This is a genomic window from Desulfotomaculum sp. 1211_IL3151, from assembly GCF_036763075.1.
Lineage (GTDB): Bacteria > Bacillota > Desulfotomaculia > Desulfotomaculales > Desulfotomaculaceae > Desulfotomaculum.
On sequence record NZ_JBAIYV010000044.1, the window covers coordinates 33058 to 51864 of the forward strand.

At 43.4% G+C, this 18807-nt stretch carries 16 protein-coding genes, 5 tRNA genes and 1 riboswitch; of the genes, 19 read left to right on the forward strand and 2 right to left on the reverse strand.

Annotation, left to right across the window (positions count from 1 at the left end; translation table 11 throughout):
• The first annotated feature begins 49 nt into the window (after positions 1-49).
• From dnaB to V6C11_RS12340, 7 genes are all read left to right on the forward strand, one after another.
• On the forward strand, positions 50-1372 hold the full coding sequence (gene dnaB / locus V6C11_RS12310) for a replicative DNA helicase (protein ID WP_333531469.1): 1323 nt from the start codon (positions 50-52) through the stop codon (positions 1370-1372).
• A gap of 327 nt (positions 1373-1699) precedes the next feature.
• On the forward strand, positions 1700-2986 hold the full coding sequence (locus tag V6C11_RS12315) for an adenylosuccinate synthase (RefSeq protein WP_333531470.1): 1287 nt from the start codon (positions 1700-1702) through the stop codon (positions 2984-2986).
• 160 nt (positions 2987-3146) lie between these two features.
• Positions 3147-3222, forward strand: a tRNA-Lys gene (locus V6C11_RS12320).
• A gap of 111 nt (positions 3223-3333) precedes the next feature.
• Positions 3334-3409: transfer RNA gene (locus tag V6C11_RS12325), tRNA-Glu, on the forward strand.
• Between the two features lie 9 nt (positions 3410-3418).
• Positions 3419-3494, forward strand: a tRNA-Lys gene (locus V6C11_RS12330).
• A gap of 108 nt (positions 3495-3602) precedes the next feature.
• Positions 3603-3678, forward strand: a tRNA-Glu gene (locus tag V6C11_RS12335).
• Positions 3679-3781: 103 nt separating this feature from the next.
• Positions 3782-3856, forward strand: a tRNA-Gly gene (locus V6C11_RS12340).
• A 450-nt stretch (positions 3857-4306) separates the two neighbouring features.
• Here V6C11_RS12340 and V6C11_RS12345 read toward each other — a convergent pair.
• On the reverse strand, positions 4307-4402 hold the full coding sequence (locus V6C11_RS12345; protein ID WP_333531471.1) for a hypothetical protein: 96 nt from the start codon (positions 4400-4402) through the stop codon (positions 4307-4309).
• A 247-nt stretch (positions 4403-4649) separates the two neighbouring features.
• Positions 4650-4749: riboswitch (TPP riboswitch) on the forward strand.
• Positions 4750-4849: 100 nt separating this feature from the next.
• On the opposite strand from V6C11_RS12345, the gene thiC reads away from it, so the two are divergent.
• From thiC to gap, 10 genes are all read left to right on the forward strand, one after another.
• Positions 4850-6151: a phosphomethylpyrimidine synthase ThiC gene (thiC, locus tag V6C11_RS12350; protein ID WP_333531472.1), complete on the forward strand. Its 1302-nt coding sequence runs from the start codon at positions 4850-4852 to the stop codon at positions 6149-6151.
• Positions 6152-6289: 138 nt separating this feature from the next.
• On the forward strand, positions 6290-6433 hold the full coding sequence (scfA, locus tag V6C11_RS12355; protein ID WP_083755196.1) for a six-cysteine ranthipeptide SCIFF: 144 nt from the start codon (positions 6290-6292) through the stop codon (positions 6431-6433).
• A gap of 217 nt (positions 6434-6650) precedes the next feature.
• Entirely contained in the window at positions 6651-8003 is a 1353-nt protein-coding gene (scfB, locus tag V6C11_RS12360) for a thioether cross-link-forming SCIFF peptide maturase (protein WP_333531473.1), read from the forward strand.
• 201 nt (positions 8004-8204) lie between these two features.
• Complete coding sequence (locus V6C11_RS12365) at positions 8205-9551, forward strand: M23 family metallopeptidase (protein WP_333531474.1); 1347 nt, start codon at positions 8205-8207, stop codon at positions 9549-9551.
• Between the two features lie 95 nt (positions 9552-9646).
• The gene (locus V6C11_RS12370; protein ID WP_333531475.1) at positions 9647-10219 is read left to right on the forward strand and encodes a tetratricopeptide repeat protein; all 573 of its coding nucleotides are present in this window, start codon (positions 9647-9649) and stop codon (positions 10217-10219) included.
• An 89-nt stretch (positions 10220-10308) separates the two neighbouring features.
• Positions 10309-11187, forward strand: coding sequence for a peptidase MA family metallohydrolase (locus tag V6C11_RS12375; RefSeq protein WP_333531476.1), 879 nt, complete (start codon positions 10309-10311; stop codon positions 11185-11187).
• Between the two features lie 117 nt (positions 11188-11304).
• Positions 11305-12558: a UDP-N-acetylglucosamine 1-carboxyvinyltransferase gene (gene murA / locus V6C11_RS12380; protein ID WP_333531477.1), complete on the forward strand. Its 1254-nt coding sequence runs from the start codon at positions 11305-11307 to the stop codon at positions 12556-12558.
• Positions 12559-12727: 169 nt separating this feature from the next.
• Positions 12728-13120 (forward strand): methylglyoxal synthase, encoded by a 393-nt coding sequence (mgsA, locus tag V6C11_RS12385; protein WP_333531478.1) that lies wholly within the window; start codon positions 12728-12730, stop codon positions 13118-13120.
• Positions 13121-13661: 541 nt separating this feature from the next.
• A complete protein-coding gene (locus V6C11_RS12390; protein WP_333531479.1) occupies positions 13662-14417 on the forward strand; it encodes a DeoR/GlpR family DNA-binding transcription regulator in 756 nt (251 codons plus the stop codon).
• Between the two features lie 128 nt (positions 14418-14545).
• On the forward strand, positions 14546-15568 hold the full coding sequence (gene gap / locus V6C11_RS12395) for a type I glyceraldehyde-3-phosphate dehydrogenase (protein WP_333531480.1): 1023 nt from the start codon (positions 14546-14548) through the stop codon (positions 15566-15568).
• Positions 15569-15630: 62 nt separating this feature from the next.
• Here gap and V6C11_RS12400 read toward each other — a convergent pair whose 3' ends face one another.
• Complete coding sequence (locus tag V6C11_RS12400) at positions 15631-17262, reverse strand: Na/Pi cotransporter family protein (RefSeq protein ID WP_333531481.1); 1632 nt, start codon at positions 17260-17262, stop codon at positions 15631-15633.
• 184 nt (positions 17263-17446) lie between these two features.
• On the opposite strand from V6C11_RS12400, the gene V6C11_RS12405 reads away from it, so the two are divergent.
• Both V6C11_RS12405 and rlmH read left to right on the forward strand, forming a co-directional pair.
• Positions 17447-18151, forward strand: a complete 705-nt coding sequence (locus tag V6C11_RS12405) for a B3/B4 domain-containing protein (protein WP_333531482.1) — start codon at positions 17447-17449, stop codon at positions 18149-18151.
• Complete coding sequence (rlmH, locus tag V6C11_RS12410; protein ID WP_333531483.1) at positions 18148-18627, forward strand: 23S rRNA (pseudouridine(1915)-N(3))-methyltransferase RlmH; 480 nt, start codon at positions 18148-18150, stop codon at positions 18625-18627. The genes V6C11_RS12405 and rlmH overlap by 4 nt, the downstream gene beginning before the upstream one ends.
• Positions 18628-18807 lie beyond the last annotated feature (180 nt).

Sequence of the window (18807 nt, forward strand, 5' to 3'; positions counted from 1 at the left end):
GTATTTGGCTGACGGCTGATGGCTGACAGCTGTGACCAAGAGGTGTGCTATGCTAGAAAGAGTACCGCCACAGAATATAGAAGCAGAACAATCGGTACTGGGAGCGATGCTCCTGGAGAGGGAAGCCATATTTCGTGTAATGGAATTCCTCAAACCCGAGGACTTTTATCGCGACAGCCATCGGATCATCTATGAAGTTATTCTGGAATTGGCAGAAACAGGCCAACCAGTAGACCTCATTACCGTGACAAATTCGTTGAGGGACAAGGGTGAGTTAGAAAAAATTGGGGGCGTTACCTATGTGGCCACCCTGGCAAACCTTGTCCCCACAGCAGCCAATGCAGAATACTACGCCCGTATTGTAGAGGAAAAGGCCCTTTCCCGGGCCTTAATCTCTGTTACCACCCGTATTTCTGCCAGGGGTTATGAAGGCTCGGAAAATCCAGATGAACTGTTAGATGAAGCCGAGCGGTCTATTTTAGAACTGGCCCAACGTCGCAGTACAGATAGTTTTATCCCGATTAAAGATATTTTAATTAAGACCTTTGAGGATATTGAACATGTCTACAATAATAGGGGAAAGATTACCGGTGTACCAACTGGTTTTATTGAACTGGATAACATGACCAACGGTTTTCAGCCGGGTGATTTAGCCATCCTGGCTGCCCGCCCAAGTATGGGTAAAACTGCCCTTGCCATTCTCTGTGGTCAATATGCTGCCTTAAAACATCAAATACCTGTGGCTATCTTTAGCTTAGAAATGTCCAAGGAGCAGCTAGTACAACGGATGTTGTGTTCGGAGGCCATGGTAGATGCCCATAAGGTTCGTACAGGGAATATCGCCGATGAGGATTGGAGTAAATTAAGTGAAGCAGCCAGGCACTTGTCCCGGGCACCCATCTATTTAGATGATACAGGTGCGGCCACGGTAAGGGAAGTAAGATCCAAATGCAGGAGATTAAAGGTTGAAAAGGGACTTGGCCTGGTTGTTATTGACTACCTACAGTTAATGTCCGGCGGCAAACGTATAGAAAACAGACAACAAGAAATCGCGGACATATCTAGGAAATTAAAGGGCCTGGCCAAAGAGCTGCATGTGCCGGTATTGGCACTCTCGCAGTTAAGCCGTGCAGTGGAAAGTCGTACAGATAAGCGGCCCATGATGTCCGATTTGCGTGAAAGTGGCAGTATTGAGCAGGATGCAGACATTATTATGTTTATTTATCGGGATGAGTATTACAACCCTGACTCGGAAAAGAAAGGAATCGCAGAAATTATTATAGCTAAGCAGCGGAATGGTTCGGTGGGTAGTGTCGAGTTAGGATTTTTTAGGGAGTTTGTAAAATTTGTTAACTTGGCCAAAAGAGAGTAATGAATGGGAGTTCGATATTATTTACAGAATTTTTCTAATGAATATTGTATTATCCTCCGTTGGGATGTTGACAAGATGCTTAAACTGATTTAGTATAATCCTGTTTGGAAATGTTTGCTTATTATAATATATACTTAACGCTGGAGGAACTTTTTAACGCTCAAATGGATAACTTTTTAAGTTTCTATTTGGGTTATTTTTATTCCAGCGGGCAAAATAACCCAAATAATTAAGATAAAAGCCTATTGTTATAGTTAGTGAATAAAAGTTCTTATAGAATATTCCGTTTTATATTGGTAAAAAGCAATGGGTTCAGGAGGTGTGCTTGTGTCAACAGTAGTGATTATCGGTGCCCAATGGGGTGACGAAGGGAAAGGAAAAATCACAGATTTTTTAGCTGAAAAAGCAGATATTGTTGTGCGCTACCAAGGTGGCAATAATGCCGGACACACTGTGGTGGTGGACGATGGTGAATTTAAACTTCATCTCATTCCATCCGGTATTTTACATCCAGAAAAACTATGTGTTATAGGTAATGGGGTTGTTATTGACCCTAAAGTATTAAAAGAAGAGCTTGATTCCCTGGCAGAACGGGGTGTCCCAATTGCTAAATTATGTGTTAGCCAACGTGCCCACATAATCATGCCTTATCATCGCCAACTGGATGCAGTGGAGGAAGAACAAAAGGGTGCAGACAAGATTGGCACAACGAAGAGAGGCATTGGACCTACCTATACGGATAAGGCCTCCCGGGTTGGCATAAGGGTAGTGGATCTTATCGACAAAGAAGAGTTCCCCAAGATACTTAAGAAAAATATTGATTGCAAAAATGATATCTTTGAAAAGCTACATAATACCAAAGGTTTTCAATATGAAGAGGTATTGGCTGAATATCAAGGCTATGCAGAAATGCTTGAACCAATGGCAGAAGATGTTTCATTGCTGGTACACAATGCGATTAAAGAAGGAAAGAATGTACTGTTTGAAGGTGCCCAGGGAACATTGCTAGACCTGGATCATGGTACCTATCCCTATGTAACCTCCTCTCACCCCACAGCCGCCGCTGCTTGTTTGGGTAGTGGAATTGGACCTTCGAAAATTAATCGTGCCCTTGGTATTGTTAAGGCCTATACAACCCGTGTTGGAGAAGGCCCTTTCCCCACTGAACTAAATGATGCATTGGGTGAAGAAATTAGGAAAAACGGCAATGAATACGGGACCACCACAGGCCGCCCCCGTCGTTGTGGTTGGTTTGATGCTGTCATCGTGCGTTACGCCGCCCGTATCAGCGGCTTAGACAGTCTGGCTATCACCAAACTGGATGTCCTTTCTGGCCTGCCAGTAATAAAACTTTGCTCAGGTTATCGCTACAAGGGGGATATCATTCGTGAATTCCCAGCCTCCCTCAAGGAACTAGCAAAGTGTGAGCCGGTATACGAAGAATTCCCTGGTTGGACGGAGGATATTTCTCAGGTAACCCGTTATGAGGAACTGCCAGAGAATGCTAAACGTTACTTAGAACGTATCATTGAGTTAACCGAGGTTAAGATTTCACTAATAAGCGTTGGCGTAAAACGCAGCCAAACCATTATCATGGAAGACTTATTTGAGTAAATACGATGGGCCCTTCGGGGCCCATGCTCTCCCAGACCTTAAACAAATCCTAACAACTATGTTAATAAATTAAGGACAAGTTTTAAAATTAAAATTGTTGACATATGGGGGATTTATGCTGTAATATATCACATGTGAGGTTTGCCGCAGCAAAATATAGGATCCATTAGCTCAGTTGGTAGAGCACCTGACTTTTAATCAGGGTGTCCCGCGTTCGAGTCGCGGATGGATCACCATAATGAGAAGTTAGAAGTGAGAGGTTGGAAGTGGGAAACAAAATATTGGATTACAATCTCCAAGGATATAGGGTTTTTCACCTCCAACCTCTCATCTCTCACCTCTAAATTGGCCCCTTGGTCAAGTGGTCTAAGACACCGCCCTTTCACGGCGGTAACACGGGTTCGAATCCCGTAGGGGTCACCACAATAATAGGATCCATTAGCTCAGTTGGTAGAGCACCTGACTTTTAATCAGGGTGTCCCGCGTTCGAGTCGCGGATGGATCACCAGCTGAGAAGCGAGAAGTGAGAGGTTGGAAGTGGGAAAAAAGCATCGGAACGGTGCAATTCTCGGGCATATTTTCTCACCTCCAACTTCTCACCTCTCACATCTCAAACGGCCCCTTGGTCAAGTGGTCTAAGACACCGCCCTTTCACGGCGGTAACACGGGTTCGAATCCCGTAGGGGTCACCACATTTATAAAATCTAAGGCTGATGCCTTTAAGTTAAGACTTGGCTAAGCCAGGTTTTTCTAATGTTTACAGGCTTTTGTTAATTGGATATACTTATAACATAGGCGGATGTAGCTCAATGGTAGAGCATCAGCTTCCCAAGCTGAGGGTTGCGAGTTCGAGTCTCGTCATCCGCTCCAGTAAAATCAAGGCCTCCGAGGATTTACTTAATCCTTTGGAGGCCTTTTTGGTGTCCATTTGGTGACCGACCACCTTCCGTGCACCATTGGTGCCCAACTTAGCATGACCTAGAAGTTCTTGAATTACCTTCATGTCTTCCCCTAATATCGGCAATCTACTAGCAAAGGTATACCTAATGAATAGATTTAACGCAAAAAACAACAACAGCAGATAATGATTATAAAGAAGATGAAGAAGAAGAAGAAACAACAGCAGATGGGTAAAAAACCACCAGCGCCAAGAGCGCTAAAATCCAATGCCATGATATCAACTCCTTTTTACCAATTTATTCAACCAACCCGATTTTGACACAAAATATTCCAGAGATATTGCAAATTGGTGGGTTCGTTAAGGCTTATAGGTATTCGTCTAAGTCAACACGAACAATACTCACAAAACCGTTTTCATATTCATCGGCAACTGAAATTAATATCCGAGGCTTTACGAAATTGGCGATTGTTTTCTACGGAATATAGCAGCCAGCCGGAAGCTGCATCAATGGCCATATCAACAGCCTCTGACAGGGTGTCTCCTTCAGTAACATAACCAGGTAGGTCAGGGCTACAGTATAACCACCTTCTTCACAAGGGTAAAAGCAAGCGGGATAAATTAATTTCAAGAGAGATCGGGCCGCCAACTATGAAGGGTGGGAGTAAGAGCAACCGCAAGAAGTCACCTAAAAATGATAATCGATATAAATGTTCGAAGGACTGAAAGATTGTCTTTACAATTAATCAATAGGTAATTACAATAAATACATGCTAGGGGTGCCTAAGTGGCTGAGAGGAGACCCACTCCAACCCTCGAACCTGATGTGGCTAATACCACCGTAGGGAAGCTTTTAGGTGTTTATTTGAGAAGCTTACTTTCGGGTAAGCTTCTTTTTTTGACTAGAAGCATCATCACGAGCTTGGTTAAGCCCTAAAATGCAAGGAGAGAAAGGAAATGAGAAAATGATTTATTCTACCCAAATGGATGCTGCCAAAAAAGGTTTAATTACAAATCAAATGCGGGCCGTAGCCCAAAAAGAAAATGTGGAGCCGGAAACCTTACGTTCACTTGTGGCTGCTGGCAAGGTCGTTATTCCTGCTAACAAAAATCACACAAATCTTGATTGCGAAGGGGTTGGCCAGGGTCTAAGCACCAAAATTAATGTCAATCTGGGTGTTTCAAAAGATTGTTATGATATTGATCTGGAATTGGAGAAGGCCAGAAGAGCGATAGAGTTAAAAGCTAATGCTATTATGGATTTAAGCTGTTATGGGAAGACACAGGAGTTTAGGCAGAAACTCATTGAGTTGTCGCCTGTTATGATTGGTACAGTACCAATGTATGATGCAGTGGGTATGCTGGATAAGGACTTAAAGGATATTACCGTAGATGAATTCTTTTCGGTTGTAGAAAAGCATGCCGAAGATGGTGTGGATTTCATGACGATTCATTGCGGAATGAATAAGGCAACTGCTGAAAGAGTGAAAAGAAATAAAAGACTAACCAATATTGTTTCCCGTGGTGGATCACTGCTTTTTGCTTGGATGGAACTTAACAATCAAGAGAACCCTTTCTACGAATATTATGACCGACTACTTGATATTTGCGAAAAATACGACATAACTTTAAGTTTAGGGGATGCCTGCCGCCCTGGATCCCTAAAGGACTCAACGGATCCTGCACAAATCGAAGAATTAATTACCCTTGGTGAGTTAACGAAACGAGCCTGGGCCAGAAACGTGCAGGTTATGATAGAGGGTCCGGGACATATGGCATTAAACGAAATTGCCGCTAACGTTTTATTAGAGAAAAAACTGTGCCATGGTGCACCCTTCTATGTTCTAGGGCCCATTGTAACCGACATTGCACCAGGCTATGACCATATTACCAGTGCCATTGGCGGGGCAATAGCTGCTGCCAATGGTGCAGATTTCCTGTGCTTTGTTACTCCTGCCGAACATCTTCGCCTGCCAAATTTGGACGATATGAAAGAAGGTATTGTTGCAGCACGGATTGCGGCACATGCCGCAGATATTGCCAAAGGAATCCCCAATGCACGCAAGTGGGACAATGCAATGAGTGCGGCTCGAGCTGACGTTGATTTTACCCGGATGATTTCCTTAGCCATCGACCCGGCTAAAGCCAGAAAATACAGGGAAGAATCCAAACCTGAGTGTGAGGATACCTGTACCATGTGTGGGAAAATGTGTCCTATGAAAAATATGAAGAAAATATTAAATGGTGATGATATAAGCGTTATATAATGACTCGTCCGGCTTCAATTAGAACGGTCAAATTTTCTTTGGCCGTTGCCTAGGGGTTCCCTACTTAACACCAAGTTTTTCTTGCCTTGGACAATCTAGGTGCCTTATAATTGAATGCGGAAAGGGGATGAGAGACTTATGAAACACATTAAGACCTTAAATAAGAACTCTTTAAAAGCAACTCTAAAAACCGGCGGTTGCGGAGAATGTGCTACTTCTTGCCAATCTGCTTGCAAAACCTCTTGCACGGTAGGCAACCAAGTATGTGCTAAGCAGGCCTAAACATTCAGAGGGATACCGCAAAAAACAACCTTGTCTCCTTGGGATCCTTTTCCCTCTGGGGATAAGGTAATTTTTTTCACTATCTGAATATAAGATTTTAAGGATGGTCGTATAAGAAAAGCGGAGACTCGCGCGATAGGCTCTTGCCTGTGACTTTTAGGGTATGGCGCACCCTTAAGGGCATAAACAAGCCAAGCTTTTCTAAGGAGGATTTTTTATGATACATAAGTTTGAATTTGATGGTGTACAGATCGTATTGGATGTGCACAGCGGTTCTGTGCATGTAGTAGATCAACTGGTTTGGGATACCCTCGGGGATTACCAACTGCTTTCAGAGGAAGAAATTAAACAAAGGTTTTCAGATAGATATACACTTGGCGAAATTGAACAAGCGCTGGGGGAAATAAAGTCGCTGGTGGAGGAAGGTCTTTTATTTAGTACAGACCCCCATCAGGAAGGTTATCAGCCGAGGAGAGATGGTGTTGTTAAAGCCCTTTGCCTTCATGCCGCCCATGATTGCAACTTGCGCTGTAAATATTGCTTTGCCGGTGAAGGCAAATTTGGTGGTCCAACTGGCTTGTTATCGGAGGAGACTGGTCGTGCGGCCATTGATTTTCTTATTCAACAATCGGCAAATCGTAAACACATTGAGATAGATTTTTTTGGCGGGGAGCCTTTGTTAAACTTTAAAGTAATTAAGAAACTGGTTTCTTATGGCAGAGAGCGGGCCAAAGAAGCAGGCAAAGAGCTTAAGTTTACCCTGACCACCAACGGTGTTTTATTAAATGAAGAAGTGCAGCAGTTCCTAATTGAAAACAAAATGGCGGCGGTATTGAGCTTGGATGGCCGGCCGGAGGTCCATGATAGCATGAGGCCATTTTCCGGTGACAGAGGCTCCTATGAGAAGGTGGCTAAAGCCTTTCAGGAATATGTGCAAAAACAACCCCCAGGAGGTTATTATATCAGAGGCACCTTCACGCGACACAACCTGGACTTTAGTCAGGATGTTTTGCATATGGCGGAGTTAGGCTTTAAAGACGTTTCTGTGGAGCCGGTTGTTGCCGGAAATGATACGGACTATGCCTTCAAGGAAGAAGATATTCCGGTGCTCATGGCGGAATATGAAAGGCTAACCAGGGAACTACTCCCCCGGCTGAATGCAGGAGAACCCCTTAATTTTTTCCACTTTAATATCGACTTAAACGGGGGGCCTTGCCTGCCGAAACGGTTATCTGGCTGTGGTGCGGGCTACGAGTACTTAGCAGTGACCCCCGAGGGGGATCTTTACCCCTGCCACCAATTTGTTGGGAAGCCGGAATTTTTACTGGGCAATGTGAAAGATGGTGTGCAAGGACAGGAGATTATCGAGGGCTTCCGTCAAGCCCATATTTATAATAAGGAAGACTGTATAAATTGTTGGGTCAAGTTTTACTGCAGCGGTGGTTGCCATGCCAATGCCCATGCTTTTAACCATGACCTTTTAAAACCATATCAACTGGGTTGTCAGCTGGCTAAGAAACGCTTTGAGTGTGCTATTTATTTAAAAGTAAAACAAGCAGGATTGGCCTAATAACCAGGGCGTGTTGCTAGCGATCCAGCCAGCAACACGCCCTGGTTATTGTGCAATAGCTGCAGGTTTTCCTAACCGTTTACTATGCCAGAAAATTATGGTATAATTATCACGCTTTGTCTTGCCTTTCTACGACATATTTCGAAAAATAAATACGATTCATCGATAATAACAGCGTAAGTTACCGAAAGGAGATGACTCATGGTAGTAAAGGAAAAAATAACACAGCTAAAAACATGGTTAGGGAAACAACCCAAAACGCTTAAGCAAGGAATTTCTGCTTTACTGGTATTAGGCCTTGTAGTGGGAGGGTTTTCAATTGCGAAGGCCCAAAATGCCTGTGCTGTGGAAGTGAATGGTCAAGTGGTAGCGATAGTGGAAGACAAAGTACAGGCAGAAAAAGTAGTCAATTGGTTAATGAAAGAAAACCAAGCCAAAGGAAGCAATGTTAAACCACTGCAAAGTATTACATACCAGACAACCCAAAAAGATAATAGCCTAATAAGTGAAGAAGAACTCAAGCAAATATTGGCAGAACAATTAACCTTTGAGGCAACAGCCAGTGGTATTAAGGTGAACAACGGCTTAAAGGTTGCTGTTAAGGATAAAACCACTGCGGAGAAAGTTTTAGAAGAGCTAAAAAATGAGTATAAAGTTGGTCCGGAATTTAATGTAGATTTCCGGGAAAAGGTAGACATTGTAAGTGTGCCAGTGGAGACCAGCAAAATTTTATCTTTGGAAGATGCCCTTAGCCGCCTCAAGGGGGAAAATGGAGTCCCCAGGTATCACACAGTTAAAGAAGGGGAAACCCTTTGGGAGATTGCCAACAAATTTAATATAAGCCCCGAAGAACTACAGGATGAAAACCCCGATTTTACGCCAGAAAGAATGCAAATTGGCCAAAAAATAAAAATGGTCGGGGCAGCAGAACCACTGCTTAACGTAGAGGCAACGGTAGAAAAAACCGTCAAAGAAGAAACTTCCTTGCCCCAGCAAATCAAGAAGAATGCAAATCTTCCCTTTGGACAAAGTCGGGTGGTACAAAAACCCGAGAATGGTTTAAAGGAAGTTACCTATAAAATTGTCGCCGTAAATGGCCTGGAGATTGAACGCCAAGTCCTTAATGTCAATGTAATAAAGGAAGCCAAACCACAAATCGTGGAGCGAAGTGCCCAAACGGTGGTTGCCTCCCGTGGTGCTAGGCCCTCTGGGGCAATAATTTCTCCCTTTGGCCAGAGGAGCGGGCGGATGCATACAGGAGTAGACCTAGCCAAAGCCTATGGTAGCCCTGTGGGATCTTATAATTCTGGTCGTGTGATACGAGCTGATTGGTATGGCGCATATGGAAAATGTGTGGATGTTGATCATGGCAGTGGTGTAGTTACCAGGTATGCACATCTTTCCACGATTAATGTAAAAGTGGGACAAACAGTGGATAAGGGTCAGAGTATCGGTAACGTCGGTTCCACAGGCAGATCCACAGGCCCCCATTTGCACTTTGAAGTCATTGTCAACGGAGTACCTAGAAACCCAGTTGGCTATATATAAGACGATGAAAACCACCCCTTTGTTACGCGGGTGGTTTACTTTTTATAGACAATTTGTTATGATTGTCCATAGCAATTAATGGTGATCTAGCTGAGGTGATTTCGTTGTTTTTTAGAAAGAGAAAAAATAGCAAAATGCAAAGGATTGTCCTTGGTGTGCTGGCTGCTGTATTATCATTTGGGCTTTTAGCCTCATCAATAGCTTGGACCGGTCTAGGTGGATCTACGGATCCAGGTACACCCACTACTCTGCAAGAAAGAATAAAAAATTTAGAAGAACAGGCTAAGAAAACGCCAGAGGATAAAGGCCTTTTGGCCTCCCTTGCCTCCCATTACACCCAAGCAGGTAAGATCGATAAGGCCAGTGAAGCCTATCAAAAAATAGTCAAGCTTGACCCCAAGGATGTTTCTGCCCGCCAAAACCTAGCCCTTCTGTACTATACCCAGGGCAAACTGGAGGCGGCCGAGCAGGAATTAAAGAGTGCGTTGGCAGTAGAGCCGGATAATGCAGACTTAAATTACCAGTATGCAAAGCTTTTGGCAGAAAAGAAAGATTACAAAACGGCTATTACACACATGGAGAAATTTCTAACGGTTCAAAGTAAAGGACCAAAGGCAGAAGAAGCTCATAAATCAATCGAAACATGGCAGAAAGAAGCCGGGCAATAATTGCTCGGCTTCTTTTTATTTCCACTTGGACTAAGCATCAAACAAGAATATAATTATAATTAATTAGTTATAAGGAATGGAGGTTATTTATGCCTCAAATTGAAACAACGAATACGAAAATAAATAAATTTATAGGAATAACCCTTGCTGCCTTACTGATCCTGGCGGCTTTTTTTATGAAAATGCCGTACACGATTAAGAACACCAGTTATACTCTTTTTAGGGAAGGCATGAGGCAGAAGGCCCTGTGGTCAACCAAAACCATGACCACCCTCAACGGAGATTATTTTAAGGTTCGTTATACCCCAGGCAATGAACAGGATGCGACATTGGTTTTAACTGCCGCCGAAAGATTTTACTCTCCCATCGCTGAAAAATATGGCTATACGGGCAAAGGCAGGATACCAATCATTGTATACAATTCAAGGGCGGATCTAAACCGTAACTTTGGTTGGGAAGCCAATGAGAGTGCCATGGGAGTTTATTGGGCGGGAGTTATTAGGGTTCTTTCACCCCAGGTATGGATAGACGAGGCTGACCCGGAGATGTATCGGGAGGAATTTATTCAATCTGGTCCCATGGCCCATGAATTTACACATTTGGTGGTGGACTATATTACAGCGGGCAATTATACGCGCTGGTTTACCGAAGGCATGGCCCAATATGAAGAATATAAATTAACCGGCTTTGAGTTTGATTCGTTGCAAGCTACCCTGGATCAGCCCCTGTACCCACTGGCTGAAATGAATCTGCATTTTGACGACCTGCCAAATCAGCCCTTAGCTTATCGCCAGTCTTACCTGGCTGTTCGCTATATAGCCGAGGTGCACGGTGAAGATGTACTGAAAGAAGTACTAAAAAATTTAGCCTCCGGAAACAAAATGGAAATCGCATTAGAAAAGTCCCTGGGAGTTAAAATGAAGAACTTTGAAGAAAACTATCAAAATTGGGCAAAGACCATAGAATAATCTCTAGCAATAGGACTTTTGGCCATAAATTGTTAAAGAAGCAGGATTTACCAGACCATCAATAGAATATACTTTAAGTTGATCTGGGAGCGATTTACTTTTAGGAGGTCTAAACATTTGAGCAAACTCATCATTACAGGGGGACAAGCGCTCCATGGTAAGATAAAAGTTAGTGGTGCTAAAAATTCTTCCCTCGCCATCTTATGTGGTGCATTATTGGCGGAGGAAGAGGTTGTATTAGATAATGTACCGGATATCAGTGATGTTCGGATTTTATTAGAAATAATGGGAACCATGGGTGTCAAAATCCGCTGGCTGGGAGAGGAATCTTTATCTCTTAAGAGCCCGGAAAGGATTGCCGAAGAGGCACCTTATGAATTGGTGAAGCAGCTAAGGGCTTCCAACCTATTACTGGGTCCGATGCTTACTCGTTATGGTAAGGCTTCGGTATCTTTACCTGGCGGCTGTAATATCGGTGTTCGCCCGATGGACTTACATTTCAAGGGACTAATTAGCCTTGGCGCTGAGATGAACTTAGAAAGAGGGATCATCCAGGGGACAACCGGCAGATTAACAGGATCAAGGGTCTATTTAGATTTTCCCAGTGTAGGGGCCACAGAAAATATTATCATGTCTGCCTGTTTGGCCAATGGTCAAACGATCATTGAAAATGCAGCCAAGGAACCGGAAATTGTTGATTTGGCAAACTTTCTCAACAACCTGGGGGCTAAGGTGCGAGGAGCTGGGACAGATCTAATTAAAATAGAAGGACAGCACCGACTAATCGGCGGCCGTCATACCATTATTCCGGATAGGATTGAGGCAGGAACCTTTATGGTTGCCGCAGCAGCCACTAGGGGTGAAGTTATTCTGGAGAGTGTAATACCCAGGCATTTGGAACCCTTAACAGCTAAATTAAGAGAAGCAAATGTTGAAGTTGAAGTTAGCGAAGACACCATTCGCGTTAATGCCACGAACATAGAGGCTAAAAATATTGATATTAAAACCATGCCATACCCTGGCTTTCCCACCGATATGCAATCCCAAATGATGTCATTCTTAGCCACCGTACCGGGCACCAGTATTATCGTAGAAAACATCTTCGAAAATCGTTTTCGGGTGGCGGATGAGATAAAAAGGATGGGGGCAAACATTAAGGTTGAAGGAAGAATGGCAGTAATTGAAGGTGTTTCTTCCTTACAAGGCACGAAAGTTAAGGCCTCCGACCTGCGGGCCGGTGCAGCCCTGGTTATCGCAGCACTGATGGCCAATGGTGACACGGAAATTGGTGATGTGAACTTTATTGACCGTGGTTATGCCAACCTGGAGTCTAAACTTACCTCCCTTGGTGCAGTTATTAAAAGGGCGTAGAAAATATAATGAAAATCCAACAAAGGCGTGCCGCAGGTACGCCCTTGTTGGATTTTTTAATTAAGGCATTTGTTCATATAAACAAAATTAGCAGCAGGAATTTGTTGTTTTAAACAGAATATAATGCATTAAGCAAGCAAACGAACAATTTAATAACTGGAGGACTAAAATGGCAGATGTCAATCCCATCATTGCTCTAATTGCACACGATAAGAAAAAACAAGAAATGCTTCAATTCGTTAAACAACATCTAAGCGTCCTAAAAGAATGCGAATTAATTGCCACAGCGACAACAGGGAATTTGATCAAAAAGGAAACACCCCTTAAACCCTACTGTTATTTATCTGGCCCCCTAGGCGGTGATCAGCAGATCGGTGCACGCATAGCTGGCCAGGGGATTACAGCCGTGATTTTTCTGCGAGACCCCTTAACGGCTCAACCCCATGAACCAGATGTTGCGGCACTACTAAGGATTTGTGATGTTCACAATGTTCCACTGGCTACCAACCTTACTTCCGCCGATATCCTGATGGAATGGGTGAAGAAATTAGTGAATGGCTAGTCTTGTACTAAGTACACCAGACGGCATGGTATGCGTAGAAGGAAGATTATTGGTGCGATCGAACCGGCCAGCGAAAATATAGAGACCCTTAAAGCGATGATCTAGGCATGAATGTAGCGGGACTAAATTTAATATTCCCACCATGGTAGGGCTGACCCGGGCATTGTCGTTATGTAAGACCGGGGAACGGATAACTGTGGATGGTCAAAAAGGTTTAATCGACAGGGGTATGACACAAGTTCTCTAAAAGAAATTAGGCATAACTAGAATGTGCACCTCCATAGGATAGAAGCAGTGCGAAAAGATTAAGCAGATCGGTGTTCGTTTGCCCACTTACACGGATTTGCTTTTTTGAATTAAAAGTGCCGAATAAAGAGAATGATAAAAGAAACAAGCCTTAAAAATGTTCATGTAAACATAATTTTCAGCAGGAATATGTTAATGTGGGCAGAATATAATGTTCAAATGAACCTTTAAATTCAAAATTTACTGTTGCCCGATAGGTGGTTATGGTAAATCAAAGCTAACAGGGGGAAAAAACTTGAGTACGGAGCGGCAAGAAAAGATTCGCTTTTTACTTCAGGAGCATGGAAACCTTACAGTTACTGAATTAGCTCAGCATTTCGGTGTGTCGGAAATGACCATTCGGCGGGATTTAAAAGCCCTTGCCAATTTAGGCCTGGTACAGCGTGAACACGGTAGGGCCCGATATCCCCAAATTTCTCACGATGCCCGCTTTATAACCAGGTTGGGTGAAGCTGAGCGTGAAAAAACCTCCATCGGTCGGTTAGCGGCGGATATGGTTACTGAGGGTGAAGCGATCATTCTTGATGCCGGGACAACTACCTTGGCCATGGCACAATCATTAAACAAGTCCTGTGTGGTGTTTACAAATTCACTGCCCATTGCCAATGTTTTATCGCTTAATGAAGAAATCAATGTATTGGTTGCCGGCGGATTAGTTCGAGGCTCAACCAATGCTTTAGTGGGTCCGATGACAAGGGTTTGTCTGGAGGGATTTAACGCAAAAAAATTATTTCTGGCCGCCACTGGGGTCAGTATTGAGCGGGGGTTATCCACGGACAATCTATTGGAATTAGACGTAAAGAAAGCCATGTTAAGCACAGCAGATGAAGTGATACTTTTGGCTCACAGTGAAAAGTTTGGCAAGGTGTACCACCATACCTTTACCCACTGGAATAAGGTAGATACAATTGTTACCGATTCAGGGCTGCCCCAGGAAATACATCAGGAACTAGAAAACATGGGGGTTAAGGTATTGACAGCTCAGATATAAATGAAAAGGGTTTTAGCTCATGGCCCCGTTTTAGTTTCATCGTTTTTACCGAGGGTCATGATGGGTTCATTAGCGGGAGAGTCAAACTAGTCAGTTGACTAAAATGATAATATTTGGAGGTGTTGTTAATGACAAAAATTGCCATTAACGGGTTTGGGAGAATCGGTAGAAATGCATTCCGGGCTATGTTTAAAAGGGGTTTGCTACAGCAGGGGTCGCCCCTTGAAATTGTAGCAATCAACGACCTTACTTATCCACAAACCCTGGCCCATTTATTAAAATATGATTCTATACACGGTGAGTTTGAGGCAGAGGTTGCTTGTACCGAAAACAGCATCATCGTTAATAACAAGGAAATAAAGGTATGTGCAGAAACCGACCCAGCCAAACTTCCCTGGGCTGAATTAGGGGTAGAGATCGTGATTGAGTCTACCGGACGCTTTACAACTGGCCCGGATGCTGCCAAACATATCCAGGCAGGAGCTAAAAAAGTTATTATTTCTGCACCAGCCAAGGAAGTGGATGCCACCATTGTCATGGGGGTTAATGATCAGGCCTATGACCCGGCGCAGCATCATATACTTTCGAATGCCTCTTGCACCACCAACTGCTTGGCTCCCTTTGCCAAAATACTGCACGAGAAGTTTGGTATTGTTAAAGGTTTGATGACCACGGTACACTCCTACACCAATGACCAACGAATTTTAGATCTGCCCCACAAAGATTTACGCCGTGCCCGGGCAGCCGGCCAGTCTATCATTCCCACAACCACCGGAGCAGCTAAAGCGGTGGCGCTGGTTCTGCCAGATCTGAAGGGAAAGTTAAATGGTTTTGCTATGCGTGTGCCCACCGCAAACGTATCAGTGGTTGATTTGGTGGCTGAATTAGCTGTCTCCACCACTGCGGAAGAGGTTAACGCCGCCTTTAAGGAAGCCGCGGAGGGACCTTTGCAGGGTATTCTAGCTTTCAGTTCCCTGCCTCTGGTATCCAAGGATTTTAACGGTAACCCCAACTCCTCTATTATTGATGGTCTGTCAACGATGGTTATCGAGGGAAATATGGTGAAAGTTGTTTCTTGGTATGACAATGAGTGGGGTTACTCCAACCGTGTCTTAGATTTAGCTTTGATGTTGGTTAATAAAGGGCTGTAACAGCAAAACAGAAACAGTAAAGACTGCTGTCGATAATTGCCAGCAGTCTTTATTATTCCATACTAAATTTGCTCACCCAAAACCGCTTCGGCTATATTTACTGCATGATCACCGATTCGTTCGAGATTACTGGCAATGTCAACAAAGAAGACCCCTGCATCCCCCGTACAGACCCTTTCATTCAGGCGAACAATATGTGCCTGGCGCAGCTCGCGCTCCATCTGATCAATTTGCTTTTCCTTTACTAACACCGTTCTGGCCAGTTCTTTGTTGTTACCAAAGAGGGAATCAAGGGCAGTTTGGAAGGTTTCAACTGTTAATTGAAACATTTCATTTAGTTCAGTCTTTGCATCTTCGGAGAGGTTAACTTTCTTTTCCACCCGGAATTCAAGCAACTCAATAATATTTTCCGCATGATCTCCCACACGTTCAATATCTCGAATTGTATTCATCAGCCGATTATGTTCTTCCGATTCAAGGGGGCTTAAAGGCCTGGTTGAAAGTTCCACCAAATATTCCGTAATCACCTTATCAAAGTGATTAATGGCTTTTTCATATTCCAGGGCCAGGGTTGCATGTTTCTTTTCCTTGGTATTTAAAAAGTGAATGGCCTCAGAGACGGCATCCTTGGCGTATTCAGCCATGCGCTGAATCTCTTTCTTTGCTTGCCCCAAAGCAATTGAAGGGGAATGTTCAATAAAGGTTGGATTTAAAAATTTGGTGCTGGAATCCACATAAACGTCTTCGCCGGGAATTATTTTTGTTACAGCCCAGGCAAGTGCGGCGATAAAGGGAAACTGGAGAATGGTATTCGATACATTGAAAATGCCGTGGGCAAAGGCAATGGTCATTTCCGGATTTAAACCCAGTGCGGTCTGCAAATAACCGATCAATCCTGTATATAATCCTAAAATAGTTAAAAAAATGGCTGTACCAATAACATTGAACAGTACATGGCTAAAGGCTACCCTTCTAGCAGATACTGAAGCTCCCAGGGAGGCCAGGATAGCGGTAATTGTCGTACCAATATTATCACCAAATAGGATGGGTAAAGAGGCGTTTAAATTTATTGCTCCCTGTGAATAAAGCTGCTGTAGGATACCGATGGTGGCGCTGGAACTTTGAACAATAACTGTAAAAAGAGTACCCACCAACACACCTAAAAAGGGGTTATCACTTAACATCAGCATGAGTTGTTGAAATTGCTCCAAAGAACGAAGGGGCTTCATTCCTTCACTCATTAGCTCTAAGCCATAGAATAATGCCCCAAAGCCAAAGAAAAATTGGCCAAAGGAATGAATGGCTTTACCTTTGAAGAAGAATAACAAAAAAGCACCCAAGGCAATAATTGGCAGGGCATATTCACCAAGATCAATCCCGATAATAAAGGCGGTGACGGTGGTGCCGATATTGGCTCCCATAATTACGCCGATGGCTTGCCTAAGCTTCATGAATCCCGCACTAACCAATGCCACTGTGAGTACGGTGGTGCCTGAGCTGGATTGAATCAGTATGGTAATAAACATCCCGGCAAATACACCCATCAAGGGGTTTGTTGTGAAACGGTCTAAAATGTCCCTTAACCGATCCCCTGCCGCCGCCTGAAGACCATCCCCCATATATTTTATACCAAACAAAAAGATTCCCAGGCCACCAATAAAACCAAATATCATTTCTTGCAGATTAAAGTCCAAATAATATCAGCCCTTTTATGTTTAATAAGCAAAGGATTACGTTATATTGTTGCTCTATTTTTAATACCTATCCATTTTTTCCAAAGTGAACCGTTAGTATTTGAACGAGTTATCAGACAAGCTTGCAAAATAAGGAATATTAAATTAACATAGGCTATAAATTGAGGGCGGAAGGAAGGGTAAAATGAAATTCATTGTTTCCAAAGATGTTTTTGAGAAAATGGAAAGCGTTTGTTTTGCTGTTGTCGTTGCCAGGGGCATTAATAACGAGGTTGAAAATACCGAGATTAGCAGCCTGTTAGAAGCCAGTATTAAAGCTATCGAAGATAAATTTGGGGCTGCTAAAGTAAAAGAAGCCAAGGAAATCATACCCTATAGGGAGGCTTTTACCAAACTTGAGATGAATCCCAATAAATTTATGAGTTCCATCGAAGCCATGGCTTCTCGCATAGCAAAAAAGAAGGGCTTTCCCGAAATAAATCCCGTGGTTGATCTTGGCAATGCCATATCCTTGAAATACCTTGTCCCCCTGGGGGCCCATGACATGGACAGTGCAACCGGGGATATTTGTGTACGGTTTTCCCATCAGGGAGATCAATTTATTCCCTTTGGCCAATCAGAGCAGGAGTATCTGGAGCAAGGAGAACTGATTTATTCAGTGGGTGACAAAGTAAAAACCCGCAGATGGATTTGGCGGCAGAGTGAACAAGGCAAAGTAACGGAAGAAAGTAAAAACATATTTTTTCCCATTGATGGATTTAAAGGTCAAAACGATCAAAATGTAATCGCCGCCAGAGATGAGCTGGCAGAACTGCTGCAGCGGTTCTTTGGCTGCCAGGTAGAAGTGGGATTTATCGATAAAGACAACCGGGAAATGGAATTGGCATGAAAATAACAATTCTTTGTGTTGGCAAACTAAAAGAAAAATACTTGGTGGAAGGGATTAAAGAATACACCAAGCGAATGACCCCCTACGCCAAAGTCGATCTAACCGAAGTACCAGACGAACCCTGCCCAGAAAACGCCTCTCCAGCTCTGGAAGAAAGGATTCGCCAGAAGGAGGCGGACAAACTATTAAAAAAGCTCAGACCAGATACCTTTTTAATTGTTTTAGATCTAAAAGGTAAAATGCTCTCATCCGAAGAAATGGCCAACAAAATCCAAACCCTGGCCATTTCCGGTAAAAGCGACCTGACCTTCATCATCGGCGGCTCCATCGGCCTAGCCCCCTCCTTAACCCAAAGGGCGAACCTTCTCCTCTCCTTATCCAACCTCACCTTCCCCCATCAACTGGTGAGGCTGTTGCTAATGGAACAGATATACCGTTGGTTTAAGATTATACATAACGAACCGTATCATAAGTGACGGAGAAATTTTTTATAAAAGTAAAAATCAGATTACCACCTGCAAGACAAAGGTGGTAATCTGATTTTATAGCTTGATTAATATGTGAGAACGAAGCGTACGACATCCAAGATAGATTGCAATTGCCAAGCAACCTAACGCAACTCCAAAAATTTGAGTTTTTCCCGCACGGCCCAAGAG

Coding starts and splice junctions, on each gene's coding strand:
- dnaB (WP_333531469.1), top strand. CDS start 50: ATGCTAGAAAGAGTACCGCCACAGAATATAGAAGCAGAACAATCGGTA.
- V6C11_RS12345 (WP_333531471.1), bottom strand. CDS start 4,402: ATGGCCATTGATGCAGCTTCCGGCTGGCTGCTATATTCCGTAGAAAAC.
- thiC (WP_333531472.1), top strand. CDS start 4,850: ATGATTTATTCTACCCAAATGGATGCTGCCAAAAAAGGTTTAATTACA.
- scfA (WP_083755196.1), top strand. CDS start 6,290: ATGAAACACATTAAGACCTTAAATAAGAACTCTTTAAAAGCAACTCTA.
- scfB (WP_333531473.1), top strand. CDS start 6,651: ATGATACATAAGTTTGAATTTGATGGTGTACAGATCGTATTGGATGTG.
- V6C11_RS12365 (WP_333531474.1), top strand. CDS start 8,205: ATGGTAGTAAAGGAAAAAATAACACAGCTAAAAACATGGTTAGGGAAA.
- V6C11_RS12375 (WP_333531476.1), top strand. CDS start 10,309: ATGCCTCAAATTGAAACAACGAATACGAAAATAAATAAATTTATAGGA.
- mgsA (WP_333531478.1), top strand. CDS start 12,728: ATGGCAGATGTCAATCCCATCATTGCTCTAATTGCACACGATAAGAAA.
- gap (WP_333531480.1), top strand. CDS start 14,546: ATGACAAAAATTGCCATTAACGGGTTTGGGAGAATCGGTAGAAATGCA.
- V6C11_RS12405 (WP_333531482.1), top strand. CDS start 17,447: ATGAAATTCATTGTTTCCAAAGATGTTTTTGAGAAAATGGAAAGCGTT.
- rlmH (WP_333531483.1), top strand. CDS start 18,148: ATGAAAATAACAATTCTTTGTGTTGGCAAACTAAAAGAAAAATACTTG.